Consider the following 21,430-nt stretch of genomic DNA (forward strand, 5'->3'; position numbering starts at 1 on the left):
TCATCGAATTTTCAGGGCGGCCGTGACATGAGTGGGTTCGTTCCACACCCGGCCATACCGCCATGCTGTCCGCCTCTGAAAACCTCGTCATCCAGCACCGTGAGATCGTCGCCGTCCTGGCGACGTACGGGATCTTCCTCGCCGGCGTGATGGCGGTGGCCTGGCTGATCGCCTGAGGCCAGGCGTGCGGGTCGCGCCGTCGCGGGCGCGGAACCCGCGGGGTTTCGCCCCGGTTTCTCGCCCGACTTTTCGGGAGACGACACCATGGCCAAGGCCGACGACCACGCTGAAACCTACGCGGCCTTCCACGAAGCCGTGAACATGACCCCGGCCAAGCTGGAAGCCTACCTGGAGACGGACGAGAGCCAGTCCGTCGGACAGAAGACGGGCGGCGGCGAGGCCACGGGCCATCGCGAGGGCCGGCGCATCGTCGCGCTGCTGAGGACCAAGAAAGCCGATCTCAGCGACGACGATTACGCCCACATGGCGAAGGTCTTCGGCTACGTCCACCGCCACCTGAAGCAGGGCGGCCCGGAGGACAAGAGCGCGGTGAAGGACTCGCCCTGGCGCCTGTCGCTGATGAACTGGGGCCACGATCCGCTCAAGCACGACTGACCGGACCGGATCGGCCGTCGCGATGTCTCGCGAGCAGGGTGTTGGAAAAAACCACCGGCAGCCCCCGCGCCTGGGGGTAACCTGGTGGAGCTGAGCGGGATCGAACCGCTGACCTCCGCAGTGCGATTGCGGCGCTCTCCCATCTGAGCTACAGCCCCGTTCCGGGGTGGCGGCCTTTTAGGCTTGCCCACGTCGACCTGTCAATTCCAGAAATCCTGCAGCTTTGCGTGCGCGTGATGCGTCCCGCGAGCGCGGGCCACGAGGACATCGTTTCCGCGCATGAACGCCTTCATCTGGCTCTTCGACACCGTCGTGCAGCTCTACATCTACGTCCTCATCGCCAGCGCGGTCCTGAGCTGGCTCGTCGCGTTCAACGTGGTGAACGTGCGCAATCCGATCGTGTCGCAGATCGGTGAGGTGCTCTACCGCCTCACCGAGCCGGTGCTGCGCCCGATCCGCAACATTCTCCCGAACCTCGGCGGCGTCGACCTCTCGCCGATCGTGCTGGTGCTGCTGCTGCTGTTCGCGAGCCGCCTGCTGCACGAGTTCGTGCCGACCCAGACCGTCGTCTATCCGGGCTGACCCGGCACCGTGGCGGCGAGCCGGTCCCGGCTCGCCGCCCAGCCTGACACAACAAGAAACGCGAGCCGCCGCGCCGTTCGAGGGACGCCCGAATCATGAAGACCAATCCCGGCCGCTTCTTCGAGGATTACCGCCTCGGCGAAACCATCCGCCATGCCACCCCGCGCACGGTGACCCTCGGCGACGTCGCGCTCTACACCGCGCTCTACGGCCCCCGCTTCGCCGTGCAATCCTCGGACGCCTTCGCGCGCGCCATCGGCTATCCGCAGAGCCCGCTCGACGACCTCCTCACCTTCCACGTGGTCTTCGGCAAGACCGTGCCGGACATCTCCCTCAACGCGCTGGCCAATCTCGGCTACGCCGAGGGCGGCTTCCGCCGGCCGGTCTATCCGGGCGAGACCCTCTCGACCGTGTCGGAAGTCATCGGCCTCAAGGAGAGCTCGAATCGCCAGACCGGCGTGGTCTACGTGCGCTCCACCGGCTCGGACGCCCAGGGCGAGACCGTGCTGAGCTATTGCCGCTGGGTGCTGGTGAAGAAGCGCGACCCCGAGGCGACGATCGCGCAGGAGCACGTGCCGACCTTCGCCAAGGTGGTGGACCCGGCCGACCTCGCCAGCGCCCTGCCGCCCCTGAATCCGGGCGCCTACGACGTCGAACTCGCCGGCTCGCCGCACCGCTTCGGCGACTACGTGGTGGGCGAGAAGATCGACCACGTCGACGGCATGACCGTGGAGGAGGCCGAGCACCAGATCGCCACACGCCTGTACCAGAACACCGCCAAGGTGCATTTTGACGGCTACGCGGCCAAGGACACCCGTTTCGGTCGGCGCCTGATCTACGGCGGCGTCGTGATCTCGCTCGCGCGCGCCCTCAGCTTCAACGGTTTGGGCAACGCCTTCGCGCTGGCGGGCATCAATGCCGGGCGCCACGTGGCCCCTCTGTTTGCCGGCGACACCGTCTATGCCTGGAGCGAGGTGCTGGAGACCGCCGACCTGCCCGGCCGCACCGACATCGGCGCCCTGCGCCTGCGCACCGTCGCCACCAAGAATCAGCCTTGCGGCAACCACCCCGACAAGACCGGCGACGGCTACGACCCGTCGGTCATCCTCGACCTGGATTACTGGGCCTTCATGCCGCGCTGATCCGCGTCGAAATTCGCGACCAGAAAGTCGACGAAGACGCGGAGCTTCGGCGACAGGTGGCGGTTCGAGGGCCAGACGAGCCAGAAATCGCCGCCCTCGGCCAGAGCCTCCGGAAGGACTTCCGTCAGCGCGTCCTGTGACAGCGCCTCGGCGGCCAGGAAGCGCGGCATCGCGGCGATCCCCAGACCCGCGATGGCGGCGGCGCGCAGGGCCTCCATGTTGCTGGCGACGAGGGGGGTCGGAAAGGCGTCGGCGGCCGTCGCGGCCATGCCGCGCAGGACCCAGGGCTGCGGGTTCGCCGCCGATGCCTGCCGGAAGCGCAGGCAGGCATGGGCGCTCAGATCGTCGACGGCACGGGGGGTTCCGGCCCGCGCGAGGTAGGACGGCGCCGCGCACAGCACCATCCGGAAACCGCCGATCCGGCGCGCGACCATGCGCGAATCCGCCGGCACGCCGCTGCGGATCGCGGCATCGAAGCCTTTCTCGACCAGATCCACCATCCGATCGCTGAAATCGAGATCGAGCCGGATGTCGGGATAGAGTCGGGCGAAGCCCGGCAACAGCGGCACCAGGAAGCGATACCCGATCGTCGGCAGGCTCAGTCGCAGCCGTCCGCGTGGGGACGACGCCACCGCGCTGACGGCGAGATCCGCCTCGGCCAAGGCGTCGAGCGCCCTGCGGCACGGTTCGAGGAACAGGGCGCCTTCCGCCGTGAGGCTGACGCTCCGGGTGGTGCGCTGGAGCAGGCGGACGCCCAATTCGGCTTCCAGCTTGGCGACGCTCTTGCCGATGGCCGACGGGGACAGCCCGAGGGTGCGGGCGGCGGCTGCGAAGCTGCGGGCATCGGCGGTGCGGACGAAGGCGGTAAGGGCGGCGAGGCGGTCCATGTGTGGGATCATAGCGTATCCGTCCGCAGTGCCAGTCCCGGGCGAGCCATTGTTTCCAAAGTTGCGGCGATGGACCCTGAGCGCCCGCATCCCGACCGGAAACAGCCATGGACCACGCGACGCCCCCCTACGCCTTCGTGGAGAACGTTCCCCATCCCGAGGATCTCGTGCGCCTCGACGGAACCGCCTGGATCGTCGTCAGCAGCATGCCGTCGCCCCGGGGCGGCGGCGGCCGCCTCTCCGTCGTGGATGCGGAGCATCCGGACCGCCCGCCTTTCGCCCTGTTTCCCTCGGCGGACATGCTGACGGGCGCCCCCGTCGCCGGCACGTTCTCACCCCACGGCATCAACACCCGGGCCACCGGCCCGGGCGCGTTCGAACTCTACGTCGTCGATCACGGCGCGGGCGAAGCGGTCGACATCTTCGATCTCGCAGTGACGCCCTCCGGCCCGCGCGGACGGGCCGTGCGCCGGGTGGCGATGCCGCCGGGCACCTGGGGCAACGGCATCGCGCCGACCCCGGAGGGCGGCTTCGTCGTGACCAGCATGTTCGATCCCGGCGATCCGGACTTCCTGGCGAAATTCGAGGCCGGCACGCCCACCGGCGGGGTCTGGCACTGGTCGCCCGAGGGCGGATGGGCTTCGATCGCCCCACGCCCGCTCTCCGGTGCCAACGGGATCGAACTCACCCGCGATGGCCGCTTCGTGATCGTGTCCGAATGGGCGACGCGTCGGCTCTGGCGCTTCCCGCTGATGGGGGAGGGCGGCATCACCGCTGTCGACCTCGACTTCCTTCCGGACAACCTGCGCTGGGGATCGGATGGACGCCTGCTGCTGGCAGGCCAGAACGCGACGCCGCGCGCGGTGTTCGGCTGCGAGGCCGCCGGACGGCCCTGCCCGATGGCCTTCACGGTGATGGAGGTCGATCCCGAAACCCTGGCGACCCGTGTCGTCGTGCGCGGCGGGGATTCCCGCTTCGGCGGCGCGACCGGAGCCCTCGGGGTCGGCGGTGAGGTCTGGGTCGCCAGCTTCACCGGCCAGCGCGTCGCTCGCTACCTTCGGCCCGGCCGCCCGTGACCCGACCGGCTCCGTGCCATGGTTGCGAAGGCGGCAGGATGTGTTCAGGTTGGCTTGTTCACATTGAAGTCATCCGCCTGCACGCGAAGGACGACGCGCCGTGGCAACCGAGACGACCAAAGGTCCGGCCTCCTATTTCCCGTCGATCGAGAAGACCTATGGCCGGCCCATCGCCGTCTGGCAGCAGATCGTTCTCGACAGGCTTCCGGCCAAGCACATGGAACTCGTCGCGATGCTGAAGACCCAGCATGGCATGGGCCATGGACACGCCAATGCGATCGTGGCGCATGTCCTGGCGACGCGGAAAGCGTGACGCCATCCCGCCGAGACACCGACGTGCAGCGACGCTCGCGAAGCCCTCGGCTTTACGGGCGACCGCGTTCGGCGATCACCCCCCGAACCATCCGGCCACGGCGCGGCGCAGCGGATTGGCCGGATCGGACAGGAGGCGCAGAGCCATCAGGCACGCGATGGTGACGAGGAGGGGACGGATCAGGCGGGCGCCCATGCGGATCGCCAGGCGCGAGCCGATCTGCGCGCCGACGAAGGCGCCCACCGCCATCACCAGGCCGATGGCCCAGACCACGTGGCCGCCGAGCGCGAACAGGGCGAGGCTGCCGAGGTTGCTCGCCGCGTTGGCGAGCTTGGTGTGGGCGGTGCCCTTCACCACGCCGAGGCCCAGCAGGGTGACGAAGCCGATCATGTAGAAGGCCCCGGCACCGGGACCGAACACGCCGTCATAGAAGCCGACCGCCGGCGCCCAGGTCAGGGCGAACCAGTTCGGCGTGATGCGGGCGGTGGCGTCCTCGTTACTCATGCGCTTGGCGGTGGCGAAATAGATCGCGATCGCCACCAGAAGGATGGGCACGGCCGCGTCGAGAACCGGCCGCGGCAGCAGGCTGACGCAGAGCGCGCCCGCGATGGAGGCGCAGCCGGCGCTCACCGCGATTTTCCAGGCGTCCGGCCAGTGGATCAGGCGGCGGCGGGCGAAGGCGAGGGTGGAGGAGACCGCGCCGGCGCTGCCCTGGAGCTTGTTGGTCGCGATGGCGGAGACGGGATCGAGACCGGCGAGCAGCAGAGCCGGCAGGGTCAGGAGGCCGCCGCCGCCCGCGATTGCGTCGACGCAGCCGGCCGCCAGCGCGACCGCGAACAGACCCGCGATCAGGCCGATATCGACTCCGAAGATCATCCCGTCCTCACGTCTCAGGTCCAGCGAGGCCGGCCGGCGGCGGTCTCGCCGGGGTGGTGGCCGTCCTCAGTTGCGGACGACGACCTTGGTGCCGACCTTGGCGCGATCGTAGAGGTCGACGATGTCCTTGTTGGTCATGCGGATGCAGCCGGACGAGACGGCGGCGCCCATGGTCTCGGGCTCGTTCGAGCCGTGGATGCGGTAGAGCGAGGAGCCGAGATAGAGGGCGCGGGCGCCGAGCGGGTTGTCCTGGCCGCCGGCCATGAAGCGCGGCAGGTCGGGCCGGCGCGCCAGCATCTGCGCCGGCGGGCGCCAATCCGGCCATTCCTTCTTCATCGTCACCGTCTTCTCGCCGGACCACGAGAAGCCCTGGCGGCCGACGCCGACGCCGTAGCGCACGGCCTGGCCGCCGCCGAGCACGTAGAAGAGCCGGCGCTGACTCGTGGAGACCACGATGGTGCCGGGCTTCTCGGCGCCCTTCCAGGCGACGGTCTCGCGCGGGATCGCCTGCTCCTTGAAGATGTTCATGAAGTCGGCGATCGGCCCGCTGTCGAACGGGTTGCCGGCGAAGGCCGGTCCGGTCGCAAGGGTCAGGGCCGCCGCCAGGGCGGATGCGGCGAGAGCGCGGCGCGTCTGCATGGTCTGTCCTCCAGCCGATAACCGGGGGAGCGCAGGCGCGAGCGCCCGGCGTGTCCGGAAGGCATGTGGTCGAGGGCGAGAGCCTTGGCGGGATGGGAGAGGGCGGTCAACCGAGCCAGGATCGAAGGCGCCGCCCCTGTGTGATCCCGGCAACGCCCGCGACTCGGGCTCTCCGATCCGCCCGTCCGCCCTGACACAATGCCGCAGGAACTTGCGGCCAAGGCCCTTTGACCCCAGACTCGGAACCGTGAGTTCCGCAGATTTCCATACCGCGCGCGCCGCCGACCCGGCTTCGCCCGAGCGCGTCCCGGCTTCGCCCGGGCGTCTTCGGGCTTCGCCGATCCTGGCGCGCCCGGTCCTGCGGGCTCTCGGCGTGCTCGCGTCGGGTCTCCTCGCGATGCTGCTTCTGGTCTGCGCCGTGCTGCCGCTCCTGCGGATGGCGGGCGAGGTCCCGCGCGGTTTCGAGCGTCAGGCCGTGATGGCCGCTTCGACGCTGCCGCCGAATCGGGACACGAACCTGCGCATCTCGGCCGCGATGATCGACCTCGACGACAGCTACGGCAACGTCGCGGCCCTGCGCATCCCGCAGGCGACCGAGCACCGGACGGATCGCCTCGTCCTGCCGCGCGTCCTGCCGGCGCCCGCCACACGGGCGGTCGCGCCCCCCGATCGGCCCCCCAGGCTCGCCCTTCCGGCCTGAACCGTCTGCCGCTTTCCGGCGGACGCGGGATTCGACCTGACTTTTTCGTGTCGAATACAACCTGCGTCGTCGGAACGCCCAGATTGTGCGCCATCCCAGCCTCGTCATCGGACGATTCGGACCGGGTCCGGCCGATCCGCGCCCCCTGGGCACGGGCCAAGCCGCCGCACCTGTGACCGCCACCACCCCACGTCCGGCCATGCAGAATGGCCCGGCGCTTGCCATGGCCCCAGCCGCGCGCGGCGATCAGGGGGCCCGGACCTTGAACGCGGCGATGCCGGCCCGTGTCTGCGGGCCATCCGCCGGAATTGCGCAGGAGCGACGCGATCGTGACGTCTTTCAACCACCGCCTGTTCGGGGCCCGGCCGACCGCGCTCGCCGCGGGCATCGTCCTGGTCGCCCTATCGGCCTGCAATCAGAAACAGCAGGCGGCGGCCCCGGTCCCCGGACCGGTGCCCGAAGTCAGCATCGTCACCGTCCGCGAACAGCCGATCCCCTACGTGCGCGACCTGCCGGGCCGCGTCGCGCCGCTGCGCATCGCCGAGGTGCGCTCGCGCGTCTCCGGCCTCGTGGTGAAGCGCACCTTCGAGCAGGGCAGCTTGGTCAAGGAAGGCGACGTTCTCTACAAGATCGACCCGGCCCCGTTCGAGGTCGAGCTGCAGAGCGCCGAGGCCGCCTTGGCCCGGACCGAGGCCGCGCAGGTCCTCGCCGGACAGCAGGCCGACCGCCTGGAGCAGCTGCTCTCGCGCCAGACCGCGAGTCAGGCGCAGTACGACGCCGCCTATGCGGGCCTGAAGCAGGCCCAGGCCGAGGTCGCGGGCGCCAAGGCGACGCGCGACCGGGCCAAGCTCAATCTCGGCTACACCGATGTCCGCGCCCCGATCTCCGGCCGCATCGGCCGCGCGCTGCTCACCGAGGGCACCCTGGTGGAGCAGGGCGGCGCCGCCAACCTCGCCACCATCCAGCAGCTCGACCCGATCTACGTCGACATCACCCAGTCGGTCGGCGAGCTGAACAAGCTGCGCCGGGATCTCGCCAGCGGCGAACTCTCGCGCCTCTCGGCCGACACCGCCAACGTCCACCTCATCATGGATGACGGGACGCTCTACGGCTCGGCCGGCAAGCTGCTGTTCTCCGATGTCACCGCCGATCCGAGCACCGGGCAGGTGACCCTGCGCGTGCTGTTCCCGAACCCGCACGACGAGCTCTTCCCCGGCATGTACGTGCGTGCCCGCATCAAGCAGGGCATCGACACCGATGCGCTCGCGGTGCCGCAGCAGGCGATCCAGCGGACCAACGACGGCAAGGCCGAGGTCTGGGTGGTGCGCGACGACAGCAAGGTCATGCTTCAGCCGGTGGAGGTCGGCCCGGTGGTCGACAACCAGTGGGTCATCCGCTCCGGCCTGAAGGCCGGCGACCGCGTGGTCGTCGAGGGCGTGCAGAAGATCACCGCCGGCCAGCAGGTGAAGACCGTCGAGCTGCGGGTCGCCACCGCCGACGCCGAGCCGAAGCCCCGCGACACCGAAGTTCCGGAGCCCGAGGCCGCCGAGGTGCCGGGCGCGCCCAAGCCCGCGTCGCCCATGCCCGCGTCGCCCAAGCCCGCGTCGCCCCAGACGGCGGCACCCAATACGGCTGCCCCCAAGCCCGTGTCGCAGGTGCGCTGAACCATGGCTCGCTTCTTCATCGACCGGCCGGTCTTCGCCTGGGTCGTCGCCCTCTTCATCATCCTGGGCGGCCTGCTCACGATCCCGCAATTGCCGGTGGCGCAGTATCCCGTGATCGCGCCGCCCTCCATCGCGCTCTCGACCGCCTATCCGGGCGCGTCGGTGGAGAACCTCTACACCGGCACCACCCGGCTCATCGAGGATGAGCTGAACGGTGCCGCCAACATCCTCAGCTTCGAATCGGCCAGCGATGCCTTCGGCGTGGTCGAAATCACCGCGCAATTCCAGCCCGGCACCGATTCGAGCCTCGCGGGCGTCGAGGTGCAGAACCGCCTCAAGCGCGTCGAGGCCCGCCTGCCGGCGGAGGTGCGCCAGCAGGGCACCCTGGTGGAGGAGGCCTCCGCCGCGACCCTGCAGATCATCACCCTGGTCTCGCCCGACAAATCGATGGACGAGATCGCCCTCGGCGACTTCCTGATCCGCAACGTCATCAACGAGATCCGCCGCATCCCGGGCGTCGGGCGCGCGACGCTGTATTCCACCGAGCGCAGCCTGCGCATCTGGATCGATTCCGACAAGCTGCGCGGCCTGTCGCTCAACGCCTCCGACGTGTCGAAGGCGATCTCCAACCAGAACGTCCAGATCGCGTCCGGCGCCGTCGGCGCGATGCCCAGCCCGCAGAGCAACCCGGTCAACTTCCCCATCATCGTGAAGGGCCAGATGACCGCGCCGGAGGAGTTCGGCGCCATCGTGCTGCGCGCCAATTCCGACGGCTCCAACGTGCGCCTGCGCGACGTCGCCCGGATCGAGCTCGGCGGCGAGGACTACAAGTTCACCACCCGCCTCGACGGCGGCGAGGCCGCCGGCATCTCGGTGACCCTGGCCCCCGACGGCAACGCCCTCCAGACCGCCTCGGCCATCCGCGCCAAGATGGAGGAGCTGTCGCAGTTCTTCCCGTCGAACGTGAAGTGGGACATCCCCTACGACATCACCCCGGCGGTCGAGGCCTCCATCGAGAAGGTTCTGCACACCCTGGTCGAGGCGGTGGTGCTGGTCTTCATCGTGATGTTCGTCTTCCTCCAGAACATCCGCTACACGCTCATCCCCACCATCGTGGTCCCGATCGCCCTGATGGGCACCTGCACGGTGATGCTGCTCGCCGGCTTCTCGGTGAACGTGCTCACCATGTTCGGCATGGTGCTGGCCATCGGCATCCTCGTCGACGACGCCATCGTGGTGGTCGAGAACGTCGAGCGCATCATGAACGAGGAGGGCCTCTCCCCGAAGGAGGCCACCCGCAAGGCGATGACCCAGATCACCGGCGCCATCATCGGCATCACGCTGGTGCTGATCGCGGTGTTCATCCCGATGGCGTTCTTCCCCGGCTCGGTCGGCATCATCTACCGCCAGTTCTCCATCGCGATGGTGACGTCGATCGCCTTCTCGGCGCTGCTGGCCCTGTCGCTGACCCCGGCCCTGTGCGCCACCCTGCTGAAGCCGATCGAGAAGGGCCACGGCCATTCCAAGGGCGGCATCTTCGGCTGGTTCAACCGGGTGGTGGACCGCGAGACCGCCCGCTACGGCCGCGGCGTCGCCGGCCTGATCAAGCGCTCCGGCCGGGTCATGCTGGTCTACCTCGCCCTGGTCATCGGCCTCGGCTACGCCTTCCTGCGCCTGCCGGAGGGCTTCCTGCCGGTGGAGGACCAGGGCTTCTTCACCGTCGACATCCAGACCCCGCCCGGCTCCTCCTTCAACCGCACCGAGGCGGCGGTGAAGAAGGTCGAGGAACATCTCCTGGCGCAGCCGGGCGTCGCCACCGTGACCGTCGTCAACGGCTTCTCGTTCTCGGGCCAGGGACAGGTCACCTCACAGGCCTTCGTCACCCTGAAGCCCTGGGGCGAGCGCGATGCCGACAACTCGGCCGCCAAGCTGATCGAGGGCACCAACAAGGCGCTGGCATCCTACAAGGACGCGGTGATCCAGGCCCTCGAGCCGCCGCCGATCGACAATCTTGGCAACGCCTCCGGCTTCAGCTTCCGACTCCAGGACCGCGCGCAGAAGGGCTACTCGGCCCTGATGGCGGCCCAGGAGCAGTTGCTGTCGCTCGCCCGCAAGAGCCCCGTCCTGCAGAAGGTCTATGTCGAGGGCCTGCCCCCGGCGCCGCAGGCGGAACTCGTCATCGACCGCGAGAAGGCGGCCGCCCTCGGGGTCGATTTCGAGGAGATCAACAACACCATCCAGGTCAATCTCGGCTCGGTCTACACCAACGACTTCCCCAATCGGGGCAAGATGCAGCGCGTCATCGTCCAGGCGGAAGACGCGCAGCGCCTGAAGGCGGCCGACATCCTGAATTACGGGGTGAAGAACGCCTCCGGCACCATGGTGCCGATGTCCTCCTTCGCCGACCTGAAATGGGGCGTCGGCCCGGCCCAGATCATCGGCTTCAACGGCTACCAGTCGGTCCGCATCACCGGCGAGCCGGCCCCGGGCTACACCTCGGGCGACGCGCTCAACGAGATGGAGCGGCTGATGGAGCAGCTGCCGAAAGGCTTCGGCTACGCCTGGACCGGTCAGTCGCTGCAGGAGAAGCAGGCGGGCTCGCAGGCCTCGCTGCTGCTCGGGCTGTCGATCCTGATCGTGTTCCTGTGCCTCGCCGCGCTCTACGAGAGCTGGTCGATCCCGTTCTCGGTGCTGCTCGTGATCCCGCTCGGGGTGATCGGCTCGGTGGCGGCGGTCTACCTGCGCGGTCTGCCCAACGACGTCTACTTCAAGATCGGCATCATCACGATCATCGGTCTCTCGGCCAAGAACGCGATCCTGATCGTGGAATTCGCCAAGGACCTGTGGAAGCCCGGGACCTCCCTGGTGGACGCGACCATCGAGGCGGCGACGCTGCGCTTCCGGCCGATCGTGATGACCTCGCTGGCCTTCATCTTCGGCGTGGTGCCGCTGGCGATCGCCACCGGCGCGGCCTCGAAGAGCCAGCAGGCGATCGGCACCGGCGTGCTCGGCGGCATGGTCTCGGCCACCGTGCTGGCCGTGCTGTTCGTGCCGGTGTTCTTCGTGGTGGTGATGCGGATCTTCCGGCGCAAGGACGCCACCGAGGGCATCCGGTCGGAGGCCGAGCCCGGTGCCGTGCACGTGCCGCACCACGCACCCGCCGAGTAGGACGCCGCCACCCTGAGGCCGCTGCGCGGCCTCAGGGCAGGCTACGAACATCGGGCAATGGACAATCAAAAAGGGCGCGCGGTTCAGAACCGCGCGCCCTTTTCAGTGGGTCTTACGAGGAGGGGGAAAAGCTACACCTCTCGGGCGATCATCATCTTCTTGATCTCCGCGATGGCCTTGGCCGGGTTCAGGCTCTTCGGGCAGGCGTTGGCGCAGTTCATGATCGTGTGGCAGCGATAGAGCCGGAACGGATCGTGCAGGGCGTCGAGGCGCTCGCCGGTGCTCTCGTCGCGGCTGTCGATCAACCAGCGATAGGCTTGGAGCAGGGCGGCCGGGCCAAGGAAGCGATCACCGTTCCACCAGTAGCTCGGGCACGAGGTGGTGCAGCAGGCGCAGAGGATGCACTCGTACAGGCCGTCGAGCTGGGCCCGGTCCTCGGGGGTCTGCTTCCACTCGCCCTCGGGCGCGGGCGTCTCGGTCTGGAGCCAGGGCTCGATCGAGGCGTGCTGAGCGAAGAAGTTGGTCAGGTCCGGAACGAGGTCCTTCAGCACCGGCATGTGCGGCAGCGGGTAGATCCGCACCGCGCCGGTCTTCTTGCCCTTGGCGTGCTCCTGGCACTCGTCGATGCCCATGGTGCAGGCCAGCGCGTTCTGGCCCTCGATGTTCATGGCGCAGGAGCCGCAGATGCCCTCGCGACAGGAGCGGCGGAACACCAGGGTCGAGTCGACCTTGCTCTTGATCCACAACAGGGCGTCGAGCACCATCGGCCCGCAATCGTCCCGGTCGACCTGGTAGACGTCGACGCGCGGGTTCTTCCCGTCGTCGGGATTCCAGCGATAGATCCGGAATTCCTGAAGGTTGTTGGCCCCCGCGGGCCGAGGCCAGGTCTTGCCCTCGGTGACCTTGGAGTTCTTGGGAAGGGTGAATTCAGCCATGATTAGTCGTCGTCCTCATCATCGAGGGCAATCATCAGATCGTTATTTTCTTCGATTCGGAGCATCCGGATGTCGCGAACGGATGGTTTGAACCAAGCATAACGGCGGGAAAGTTTTTGGATCACGCGCACACAACGAACAGCATCGACGGTTTCATCGCCGAAATACGCGCTTCCTTGCTTCCACTCGAAGCCGCGAGACGTCAGATAGTTTCGGACATCGGCGTAAGGGTTGTTCCAGGATGGATTTGGATAGAGCTGCCGCAGGGTCTCTGTGTCGAAATCGAAGACGATAGCGTACACCCGCCCACCCCCTCGGCTGTTATGACCTATTGAAGCAGATCGTGACGCCATCAGCTCAATACACCCGTGCCTTCGGCTCGATGTACTGGATCTCGTTCGACATCGTGTAGGTGTGGACCGGGCGGTAATCGATGCTGACCTGCTTCGACGTGTCGTCCATCCAGGCGAGCGTGTGCTTCATCCATTCCTTGTCGTCGCGGTCCGGGAAGTCCTCGCGGGCATGGGCGCCGCGGCTCTCCTTGCGGTTGGCCGCAGATTCCATGGTGACGACGGCCTGACCGATCAGGTTGTCGAATTCCAGGGTCTCGAGGAGGTCGGTGTTCCAGATCAGCGAGCGGTCGTTGACGTGGATGTCCGGAATGCCGGCGGCGACCTTGTGGATGAGGGTCTTGCCCTCCTCCAGAACCTCGCCGGTGCGGAACACCGCGCAGTTGTTCTGCATGGTCTTCTGCATCTCGGCACGCAGCTGCGCGGTCGGGGTGCCACCGTTGGCGTAGCGGAAGCGGTCGAGGCGGGCGAGCGCCTTGTCGGCGGAGTCCTTCGGCAGGTCCATCTGGCGGGCGCCCGGCTCGACGATCTCGGCGCAGCGCAGCCCGGCGGCCCGGCCGAACACCACGAGGTCGATCAGCGAGTTCGAGCCGAGGCGGTTGGCGCCGTGCACCGAGACGCAGGCCGCCTCGCCCAGCGCCATCAGGCCCGGCACCACCGTATCGGGGTTGCCGTTCTTCAGGGTCAGCACCTCGCCGTGATAGTTCGTCGGGATGCCGCCCATGTTGTAGTGCACCGTCGGCAGCACCGGGATCGGCTCCTTGGTTACGTCGACGCCCGCGAAGATCTTGGCCGATTCGGAGATGCCCGGCAGGCGCTGGTGCAGGATGGCCGGGTCGAGATGGTCGAGGTGCAGGTAGATGTGGTCGTTGGACTTGCCGACGCCGCGCCCGGCCCGGATCTCCATGGTCATCGAGCGCGAGACCACATCGCGGGAGGCGAGGTCCTTGGCCGAGGGAGCGTAGCGCTCCATAAAGCGCTCGCCCTCGGAATTGGTCAGGTAGCCGCCCTCGCCGCGGGCGCCCTCGGTGATCAGGCAGCCGGCGCCGTAGATGCCGGTGGGGTGGAACTGCACGAATTCCATGTCCTGCAGCGGCAGGCCGGCGCGCAGCACCATGGCGTTGCCGTCGCCGGTGCAGGTATGGGCGGAGGTGGCCGAGAAGTACGAGCGGCCGTAGCCGCCGGTGGCCAGGATGGTCTGCTGGGCGCGGAAACGGTGGATCTCGCCGCTGGCCTGGTCGATGGCGATGACGCCGAGGCAGCGGCCCTCCTCGTCCATGATGAGATCGAGGGCGAAGTACTCGATGAAGAAGTTGGTGTGGTTCTTCACCGCCTGCCCGTAGAGGGTGTGCAGCATGGCGTGGCCGGTGCGGTCGGCCGCCGCGCAGGTGCGCTGGGCGGTGCCCTTGCCGTAATCCGTGGTCATGCCGCCGAACGGGCGCTGATAGATCTTGCCCTCTTCGGTTCTGGAGAAGGGCACGCCCCAATGCTCCAGTTCGTAGACCGCCGCCGGGGCGTTGCGCACGAGGTACTCGATCGCGTCCTGGTCACCGAGCCAGTCCGACCCCTTCACGGTGTCGTACATGTGCCAGCGCCAGTCGTCCGGTCCCATGTTGCCGAGGGAGGCCGAGATGCCGCCCTGGGCCGCAACGGTGTGCGACCGGGTCGGAAACACCTTGGAGATGCAGGCGGTGCGCAGGCCAGCCTGGGAGCAGCCCACGGTGGCGCGCAGGCCCGCGCCGCCGGCGCCGACCACCACCACGTCGAAGGTGTGGTCGTTGATGGTGTAGGCGGGGGCGCCGTTGCCGTCGCTGGCGGTTCCGTTGGTGGCCATGGGCAGATCCTTCGGGTTCGGGATGCGGGTCAGACGAGCGTGCCGGGCTAGACGAGCTTGCCGAGGCTGACGCGGAGGATCGCGTACAGGCAGGCCACGGCGACGATGACCGCGTAGAAATTGTTGGCGAAGAAGGCCGTGAGCTTCAGTCCCTTGTGGTGGACGTAATCCTCGATGACGACCTGCATGCCGATCCTCATGTGGAGCGTGACCGAGATCACGGCGAGGATCAGGATGAGCGCAACCGCCGGGTGCGACATCAGGGCGATCGCCTCGGGGTAGGAGCGATTGGCCATCAGCGCGACGATGACCACGAACGCGATCATCAGGGGAGCGTTGGAGGCGGCGGTGAGCCGCTGCAGCCACCAATGGCCGGCGCCGTGGCCGGAGGCGCCGAGGCCCTTCACGCGGGCGCGCGGCGTACGCATGGTGACGTTGGTGTTCTGGCGGTTATCGACCATCGGGACGGCTCCTCAGCGCAGCACGAGGGCGAGCGCCCAGATCAGGACAGTCAGGATCACGGAGCCGATGAGCGTGCCGCGAGCGAGCCACATGCGGCGCTCCCGGTCGAGGCCGTGGCCGAAATCCCAGATGAAGTGGCGCAGGCCCCCGAGCATGTGGTGCATCAGGATCCAGGTGTAGACGAACAGCACGAGGCGCCCGACGATCGAGCCGAAGAACCAGGCCACGGTGCCGTAGGCGCTCGGACCCGAGGCGAGGGCCACCAGCCAGATCGCCACCAGGGCCGAGCCGCCATAGAGGGCGGTGCCGGTGATGCGATGGAACACCGACATCGCCATGGTCCAGGTCCAGCGGTAGATCTGGAGATGGGGCGAGAGCGGTTGGGCGACCGTGGGACGGACGGTGGGAGCCATCGTGCGGAAGGTCCTCGACTGGGCGACGCCATCCTTTTTTCAGATGGGCCACAAGAAAAATTTGGACTGTCTCTAAAGTGCTAGCGGGCACCCGCCAATGCGCAACCCCGGCTTGCTGCAGTGCACATGCGACACAGCCGCCGATTCGTCATTCGTCCATCGGACCCTCATGGCAGCCACCCGAGCGCACGCCACCAGAGATAATCCAGGGGTGCGACGACGACGAGCGAGGCGAAGCCCATGGCCAGGGTCAGCTTCGTCGCGGCCCGCAGCGGCACCGTTCCGAGCTCGATCGCGAGGACGATGGGCGGCGCCTGATACGGCAGGAACAGGGTCGAGTAGCCCACGACCTGGATCATCACCACGGCCATCAGGTCGAGGCCGCCGGCCCGGGCCATCTCGCCGGCGAGCGCGGTGTAGAGCGCGGGCGCGCCGTTGGCCGTGACCGCGATGGCCAGGATTGAGGCCAGCCCGGTCAGGATCGCGAAATTCGCGGCCGGGGCGTCGGGCGTCAGCGGCGCGACGTGGAGCAGGGCGTGGCCGAGGCGGGCGCCGAGCCCGGTCTCGTTGACGGTGGCGACGAGGCCGAGGAGCGCGGCGACGTAGAAGCAGGTCCGCAGATTGACCGCGCCGAAGGCCTCGGCCGGCAAAACGCCGATGCGCGGCATCAGGCACAGGATCGCCGCGACGAGGCCGACCCAGGCGGGGGCGATGTGGTGCAGGCTGTCGGTGACCCAGAAGGCCAGGGTGGCGGCCAGGATCACGGCGAGGCGCCGGGCCTCGGGGCGCAGGGGTTCAGGCGGTAAGGGCTCCGTCGCCGAGGCGGTGCCGGTCGAGTCCGGGTCGAGCCGATCCGGAAACAGCCAGAGAATAGCCAGGACGAGAAGGGCGCCCTTCGCCAGCGCCAGGACCGGTGCGTGCAGCAGCAGATAGGGCAGGTAGGCGATGTGCAGCCCGTACTGCGTCTCCGCGGTGCCGGCCATCACGAGATTCGGCACGTTGGCGGGCAGGATCGCGGCCGAGAGGAGGGGGGTTGCGAGGCCCACCGCCAGCACGGCGCCGTGGCGGCCGGCCCGGCCGGCACCGAGGCCGAAGGCATCGCAGAGGGCGAGGACGACCGGGACCAGAAGGGCGATGCGCCCGAGATTGGACGGCATCACGAAGGCGACGGCGAAGGACAGGGCGACGATGCCGGCGATGAAAGCCGGGTAGGAGGCCGAAAGATGGCCCGAGAGGCTTCGCGCCAGACGGTCGCCGAGGCCGGACCGCGTCATGGCGAGCCCCACCACCATGCCGCTCAGGACCAGCCAGAACGCCGAGGAGGCGAACCCCGAGAACACGGTCGCGGGGGGCGCCAGCCGGAACAGCATCGCGCCGGCGAAGAACAGCATCGCGGTGACGATCTCGGCGACGAGGCCGCTCGCCCACAGGCCCATGCAGAGCACGAGCAAGAGCGCGGTCACCGCGACCGTCGCCTCCCCGCCCATGAACGTCCCTGCCGGCATCGACCGCTGCCATCCCGATGATGAGCCGGGACACTGCTCCTACCTTGGACCGGTTCGCAATTCGAGATTTTCCGATTCAGCCTTCGCGTGCGGCGAAGGCTCAGAAGCGCGCGGGATCGAGTTCGAAGGTCGGCGGCAGGGCTTCGAACCATTCGCCATAATAGGGATCGCGCGGGAGCTTCGCCGCCCAGCGATCCCGGAAGCGCCGGTGCTCGGCCGGGTCGACGATGCGTGCCCGGTTGCGACTCTCGTAATGGTAGAGGCTGGCCTGCGGGCAGTAGACGCTGCGCAGGTTACGCTCGCGCAGCCGAAGACACAGATCGACGTCGTTGTAATTGACCGCGAAGCCTGCATCGAACCCGCCGATGCTCTCGAAGTCGGCGCGGCGCACCATCACGCAGGCGCCCGTGACCGCGAGATAGTTGCGCGTTCCCACCGTGGAGAAGAAGTGCCCGGGATCGTCGCCCGGATAGCCGCGCCGGACATGGTCGGGCGTCGCATCGACGATCGAGACGCCCGCGTGCTGGATCTCGCCGGTCTCGAACAGGAGCTTGGGGCCGACCGCGCCGACGCCGGGGATCTGCAGCTGCGCCAGCAGGGCCTCGATCCAGTCGGGGGTGATGACGGCGATGTCGTCGTTGAGGAAGACCAGGACTTCGCCGCTCGCCGCGGCGGCGCCGAGATTCATCTTGGCGGCCACGTTGAAGACCGGCTCCGCCCAGGTGACGCGCCGGGCGCCGTGGCGGACGAGGGCCGCCTCGGTTGCCGGGCGCAGGTCGCCGTTGTCGACCACCACGAACTCGATGTCGGGGTAGGTGCTGAGGGCCGCCACGCTGTCGAGGCAGGCGGCGAGGAGATCGACCGCCTTGCCGCCGACGAGGCTGTCGCGCCCGGCGGTGGGAATCACGATCGAGACGCGGGGGCGCGCGGTCAGCCTGCGCCGCATCTCGAAACAGCCCTTGAACGCGCTCGGGCGGGCGAAGTCGAGCTCGCCCGTGCGCCGGGCACGGTCCTCCAGACCTCGGATCGCCGCGGCGATGACGTAGTCCTTGTTGTCCATGGTCTGGGCGGTGGAGCCCGGAATCGCGCGCCAGTGATAGAGCACCTTCGGCACGTGCACGACGTTGCGGACGTGCTCGGTGTAGCGCAGGGCGAAGTCGTAATCCTGCGCGCCGTTGCAGGCATCGCGAAAACCGCCGATCCGCCGGACGATGTCCATGCGGTAGAGCGCCAGATGCGCGGTGTACATGCAGGCTTCGAGGGCTTCCGGCGACCAGTCCGGCTTGAAGAACGGCTCGTAGCGCACGCCGTCGATCGAGATCTTGTCCTCGTCCGAGTAGATGAAATCGACCGTGTCGTCGGCGTTCAGGACGCGGGCGAACGCGTAGAGCGCGTTGTCGGGGATCAGGTCGTCGTGATCCATCAGCGTCATGTAGGCGCCGGTCGCCAGCGCCATGGCGTCGTTCGAAGCGCCCGAGATGCGGCCGTTGGTGGCGCGGCGATGGATCTTGATGCGCGGATCGGCGGCGGCGTAGGCCTGGAGCATCGGCCAGATATGCGGTGCCGGCGAGTTGTCGTCACAGAGGCACAGTTCCCAATCCTCGTACGCCTGCGCCTGCACCGACGCGATGGCGGCCTCCAGCCAGCGCTTCGGCGTATCGTAGACCGGCATGACGATCGAGATGCGCGGACGCAGGCGAAAACCCGCGATCTCGGCGCGCATCGCCGCCACGCTGAGACGGGACGGGGTTTCGACCTTCTCGATCCAGGCGGTGTAGGAGGCTGGCACGGGGCGCGGCCGGGCGCTGGCGCGGAAGTCGCGCCAGAGGTCGCGCACCGGTCGTTCGCGCGCGGCGGCCCGGATCGCGGACACGATGCCGGCGGCCGTGCGCGCCTCCGCCGGCAGCCGGTCCAGAAGTCGACGGGCGGTCTCCAGTGTGGCGCCGACGACGCCGAGATGCGTCAGGCTGACATGGCCGAGGTGGAAGCGGCCGGCACCGCTCATCGGATCGAGGCGCAGGCCGCGGACGCGACGGGGCAGGTGCACCAGGTTGTCGATGCCGGCGGCATCGGCCTCGAGCGGGATGGTCAGCGTCTCGCGAAACCCCTTGCCGTCATCGACGTAGAGGATCGGGACGAGCTTGGTCCGGTCGAGGGCGGTGAGGTCGGCGCGGATGCGGACCCAGCCGCCGCGATGACGCCTGCGTCCGGCCGCCGGCCAGAGCCGGAAATGCGGGTCCGACCCGGTCGCGCGCCACGTGTCGGGGGAACCGTCCGCCTCGATCTGGCTGAACGGGTCGAGGCGACAGCGTAGAATGCGCGGCAAACCCGGATCCTCTTCGATGCGGGCTCAGGGCTGGCCGAGCCGGCCGGCAGGCCCTGAGCCCGCCGCGCCCGGGGTTTAGGGCATGCCCGCCGACCCTCGCAAGGGCGGCCGGGGCCGCCTCAGGCCGACTCGGCCGCGAGGTAGGCGCGCCAGCCCCCGTACCGGGTGATCTCGGGGGCGCCCGCCACCGCATGCGCCTCGCACAGGAAGCCCGAGACGGATTCGCCGTCGGCCAGGGTGATCTTGCCGATGCCGAGCGGCGCCGGGATCGCGGCGGCGAAATGCCCGAAAGCCGCCGGCTCGAGGCCCCAGACCTCGACCTCCAGGCCCGGGCCATCGAAGCCGGGTGCGCGCACGAGGCCGGGCTTCGGCGGCACCGTACCGGGCAGGGCGTAGAGCCGGTAATCGGACGCCGTCCGGGTGGCGCGCAGAAAAGTGGCGCCGAGATCCTGAAGTTGGTGGTTCAGGGCGAGCCCGGTGAGATGGGCGCCGACCACCACCAGGGGGATCTGCCCGGAGGCGACGGGCGGAACCCGGCTCGCCTCGGGCAACGCGCGCCCGCGCTCGATGCCCATGCCCGCGCCCGCGCCCGCGCCCGCGCCCAGCGCGCGATGCAGCGCATCGGCCCAGGGTGCCAGTGCCTCGTCGCTGAAGCCCGGGCCGACCAGCATCACGCCGGCCGGCAGCCCGTCGCGGCGGAACCCGGCCGGGACCGCGATGGCGGCCATGCCGAGCAGGTTGGCGAAATTGGTGTAGCGGCCGAAATGACTGTTCCGCGCGATCGGCTCGGCCTGCATCTCGGCCACCGTGTAGATGGTCGGGGAGGTCGGCAGCAGCAGCACGTCGAGATCGGCCAGGATGGTGTCGGTGCGGCGTTTCAGGGCCTCGAAGGCGTAGCGGCCGCGGAAGGCGTCGACCGCGCTGTAGCGCTTCGCGGATTCGACGATGGCGCGCACGCTCGGGTCGAGGGCGTCGGGGTGGTCGGCGTAGAATTCGGCGATGGCCGCCAGCCGCTCGGCGACCCAGGGGCCGTCATAGAGCAGCGCGGCGATAGCGCGGAACGGCGCGTAGTCGAACGGCACCGCGACGCCGCCGAGGCGCTCGAGCCGGGCGATGGCGCCGTCGTAGAGCGCCGCCGTCTCGGCATCGCCGTAGAACTCCCGCTCGGCGGGGCCGAGCACCCCGAAGCGCAGGCCCGTGCCCGGGAGCGGATGCGGCCGCGCGGTCCGCGAATAGGGATCGGCCGGATCGAAGCCCTCGGCGATCCGTCGCACGGCGATGCCGTCGCCGACGGTGGCGGAGAAGATCGTAATGCAGTCAAGGCTGCGGCAGGCCGGGACAAGGCCGGTGGTGCTGAGCGCCCCCGGCGTCGGCTTGATGCCCACGAGATTGTTGAAGGCCGCCGGCACGCGGCTGGAGCCGGCGGTGTCGGTGCCGAGGCTGAAACAGGCAAGCCCCGCCGCCACGGCCACGGCCGAACCGGAACTCGATCCGCCGGAGACGAAATCGGGGTTGAACACGCTGCGCGGGGCACCGTAGGGCGAGCGGGTGCCGTTCAGGCCGGTGGCGAACTGGTCGAGGTTGGTCTTGCCCGTCACCAGGGCGCCAGCGGCCTTCAGGCGCGCCACCACCGCGGCATCGCGCTCCGGCACGGAGGCGAAGGCCGGGCAGGCGGCGGTGGTGGGCAGGCCCGCCACATCGATGTTGTCCTTGACGGCGAAGGGCAGGCCCCAGAGCGGCAGGGAATTCGGCTCCGGGTGCGCCTGCATCAGGGCGCGGGCCGCCGCGATCAGGTCGGCGCGCGGCACCGGCGTGATGAAGATGGCCGGGTCGGACGCGGCCGCCATCCGCTCGGCGACGAACTCGGCGAGACCGACCGGGTCGAGACTCCCGTCGGCGAAGGCCGCGCGCAGACTCGCGATGTCCAGGATCGTGGGCAGCAT

Annotated in this window: 19 protein-coding genes and 1 tRNA gene; 8 read left to right on the forward strand and 12 right to left on the reverse strand. The window is 68.9% G+C overall.

The window, feature by feature from the left end; genetic code table 11:
• Positions 1–264: 264 nt before the first annotated feature.
• Entirely contained in the window at positions 265–615 is a 351-nt protein-coding gene (locus ASF57_RS03460) for a DUF3140 domain-containing protein (RefSeq protein ID WP_056479902.1), read from the forward strand.
• An 82-nt stretch (positions 616–697) separates the two neighbouring features.
• Here the strand turns inward: ASF57_RS03460 and ASF57_RS03465 are convergent.
• Positions 698–773 (reverse strand) — tRNA-Ala (locus ASF57_RS03465).
• A 121-nt stretch (positions 774–894) separates the two neighbouring features.
• On the opposite strand from ASF57_RS03465, the gene ASF57_RS03470 reads away from it, so the two are divergent.
• The gene (locus ASF57_RS03470; RefSeq protein ID WP_056180307.1) at positions 895–1,197 is read left to right on the forward strand and encodes a YggT family protein; all 303 of its coding nucleotides are present in this window, start codon (positions 895–897) and stop codon (positions 1,195–1,197) included.
• A 95-nt stretch (positions 1,198–1,292) separates the two neighbouring features.
• Positions 1,293–2,339 carry a MaoC family dehydratase gene (locus ASF57_RS03475; protein ID WP_056180304.1) on the forward strand — a complete coding sequence of 349 codons (1,047 nt, stop codon included), beginning with the start codon at positions 1,293–1,295 and terminating at the stop codon, positions 2,337–2,339.
• On the opposite strand, the gene ASF57_RS03480 is transcribed toward ASF57_RS03475, so the two are convergent.
• On the reverse strand, positions 2,315–3,226 hold the full coding sequence (locus ASF57_RS03480; RefSeq protein WP_056479905.1) for a LysR substrate-binding domain-containing protein: 912 nt from the start codon (positions 3,224–3,226) through the stop codon (positions 2,315–2,317). The two genes, ASF57_RS03475 and ASF57_RS03480, sit on opposite strands and share 25 nt — an antisense overlap.
• A gap of 107 nt (positions 3,227–3,333) precedes the next feature.
• Between ASF57_RS03480 and ASF57_RS03485 the strand changes: the two genes are divergently transcribed.
• Positions 3,334–4,302 carry an SMP-30/gluconolactonase/LRE family protein gene (locus tag ASF57_RS03485; protein WP_056479908.1) on the forward strand — a complete coding sequence of 323 codons (969 nt, stop codon included), beginning with the start codon at positions 3,334–3,336 and terminating at the stop codon, positions 4,300–4,302.
• 100 nt (positions 4,303–4,402) lie between these two features.
• Positions 4,403–4,615 carry a DUF4287 domain-containing protein gene (locus tag ASF57_RS03490; protein ID WP_056479914.1) on the forward strand — a complete coding sequence of 71 codons (213 nt, stop codon included), beginning with the start codon at positions 4,403–4,405 and terminating at the stop codon, positions 4,613–4,615.
• A 75-nt stretch (positions 4,616–4,690) separates the two neighbouring features.
• On the opposite strand, the gene ASF57_RS03495 is transcribed toward ASF57_RS03490, so the two are convergent.
• On the reverse strand, positions 4,691–5,491 hold the full coding sequence (locus ASF57_RS03495) for a TSUP family transporter (protein ID WP_056479917.1): 801 nt from the start codon (positions 5,489–5,491) through the stop codon (positions 4,691–4,693).
• A gap of 66 nt (positions 5,492–5,557) precedes the next feature.
• Entirely contained in the window at positions 5,558–6,130 is a 573-nt protein-coding gene (locus ASF57_RS03500) for a L,D-transpeptidase (protein ID WP_056180290.1), read from the reverse strand.
• A 247-nt stretch (positions 6,131–6,377) separates the two neighbouring features.
• On the opposite strand from ASF57_RS03500, the gene ASF57_RS03505 reads away from it, so the two are divergent.
• The 3 genes from ASF57_RS03505 to ASF57_RS03515 all read left to right on the forward strand — a co-directional run bounded on the left by ASF57_RS03505 (position 6,378) and on the right by ASF57_RS03515 (position 11,662).
• Positions 6,378–6,830 carry a hypothetical protein gene (locus tag ASF57_RS03505; protein ID WP_156375928.1) on the forward strand — a complete coding sequence of 151 codons (453 nt, stop codon included), beginning with the start codon at positions 6,378–6,380 and terminating at the stop codon, positions 6,828–6,830.
• Positions 6,831–7,159: 329 nt separating this feature from the next.
• Positions 7,160–8,494, forward strand: coding sequence for an efflux RND transporter periplasmic adaptor subunit (locus tag ASF57_RS03510; protein WP_244476784.1), 1,335 nt, complete (start codon positions 7,160–7,162; stop codon positions 8,492–8,494).
• A 3-nt stretch (positions 8,495–8,497) separates the two neighbouring features.
• Positions 8,498–11,662, forward strand: coding sequence for a multidrug efflux RND transporter permease subunit (locus ASF57_RS03515; protein ID WP_056180284.1), 3,165 nt, complete (start codon positions 8,498–8,500; stop codon positions 11,660–11,662).
• Positions 11,663–11,793: 131 nt separating this feature from the next.
• Here the strand turns inward: ASF57_RS03515 and ASF57_RS03520 are convergent, their stop codons facing one another.
• The 8 genes from ASF57_RS03520 to atzF all read right to left on the reverse strand — a co-directional run bounded on the left by ASF57_RS03520 (position 11,794) and on the right by atzF (position 21,430).
• Positions 11,794–12,597: a succinate dehydrogenase iron-sulfur subunit gene (locus ASF57_RS03520; RefSeq protein WP_056479922.1), complete on the reverse strand. Its 804-nt coding sequence runs from the start codon at positions 12,595–12,597 to the stop codon at positions 11,794–11,796.
• A 2-nt stretch (positions 12,598–12,599) separates the two neighbouring features.
• Positions 12,600–12,899, reverse strand: a complete 300-nt coding sequence (locus ASF57_RS03525) for a virulence factor (RefSeq protein ID WP_056479925.1) — start codon at positions 12,897–12,899, stop codon at positions 12,600–12,602.
• Positions 12,900–12,954: 55 nt separating this feature from the next.
• Positions 12,955–14,781: a succinate dehydrogenase flavoprotein subunit gene (gene sdhA, locus ASF57_RS03530; RefSeq protein WP_056479928.1), complete on the reverse strand. Its 1,827-nt coding sequence runs from the start codon at positions 14,779–14,781 to the stop codon at positions 12,955–12,957.
• Between the two features lie 47 nt (positions 14,782–14,828).
• The gene (gene sdhD, locus ASF57_RS03535; protein ID WP_056479931.1) at positions 14,829–15,242 is read right to left on the reverse strand and encodes a succinate dehydrogenase, hydrophobic membrane anchor protein; all 414 of its coding nucleotides are present in this window, start codon (positions 15,240–15,242) and stop codon (positions 14,829–14,831) included.
• A 12-nt stretch (positions 15,243–15,254) separates the two neighbouring features.
• On the reverse strand, positions 15,255–15,656 hold the full coding sequence (gene sdhC / locus ASF57_RS03540) for a succinate dehydrogenase, cytochrome b556 subunit (protein ID WP_056479934.1): 402 nt from the start codon (positions 15,654–15,656) through the stop codon (positions 15,255–15,257).
• A 167-nt stretch (positions 15,657–15,823) separates the two neighbouring features.
• Positions 15,824–17,143 carry an SLC13 family permease gene (locus ASF57_RS03545; protein WP_056479938.1) on the reverse strand — a complete coding sequence of 440 codons (1,320 nt, stop codon included), beginning with the start codon at positions 17,141–17,143 and terminating at the stop codon, positions 15,824–15,826.
• Between the two features lie 118 nt (positions 17,144–17,261).
• A complete protein-coding gene (locus ASF57_RS03550; protein ID WP_244476785.1) occupies positions 17,262–19,487 on the reverse strand; it encodes a glycosyltransferase family 2 protein in 2,226 nt (741 codons plus the stop codon).
• A gap of 119 nt (positions 19,488–19,606) precedes the next feature.
• Positions 19,607–21,430, reverse strand: a complete 1,824-nt coding sequence (gene atzF / locus ASF57_RS03555) for an allophanate hydrolase (protein ID WP_056479941.1) — start codon at positions 21,428–21,430, stop codon at positions 19,607–19,609.

The sequence above is a fragment of the Methylobacterium sp. Leaf117 genome, assembly GCF_001422985.1.
Lineage (GTDB): Bacteria > Pseudomonadota > Alphaproteobacteria > Rhizobiales > Beijerinckiaceae > Methylobacterium.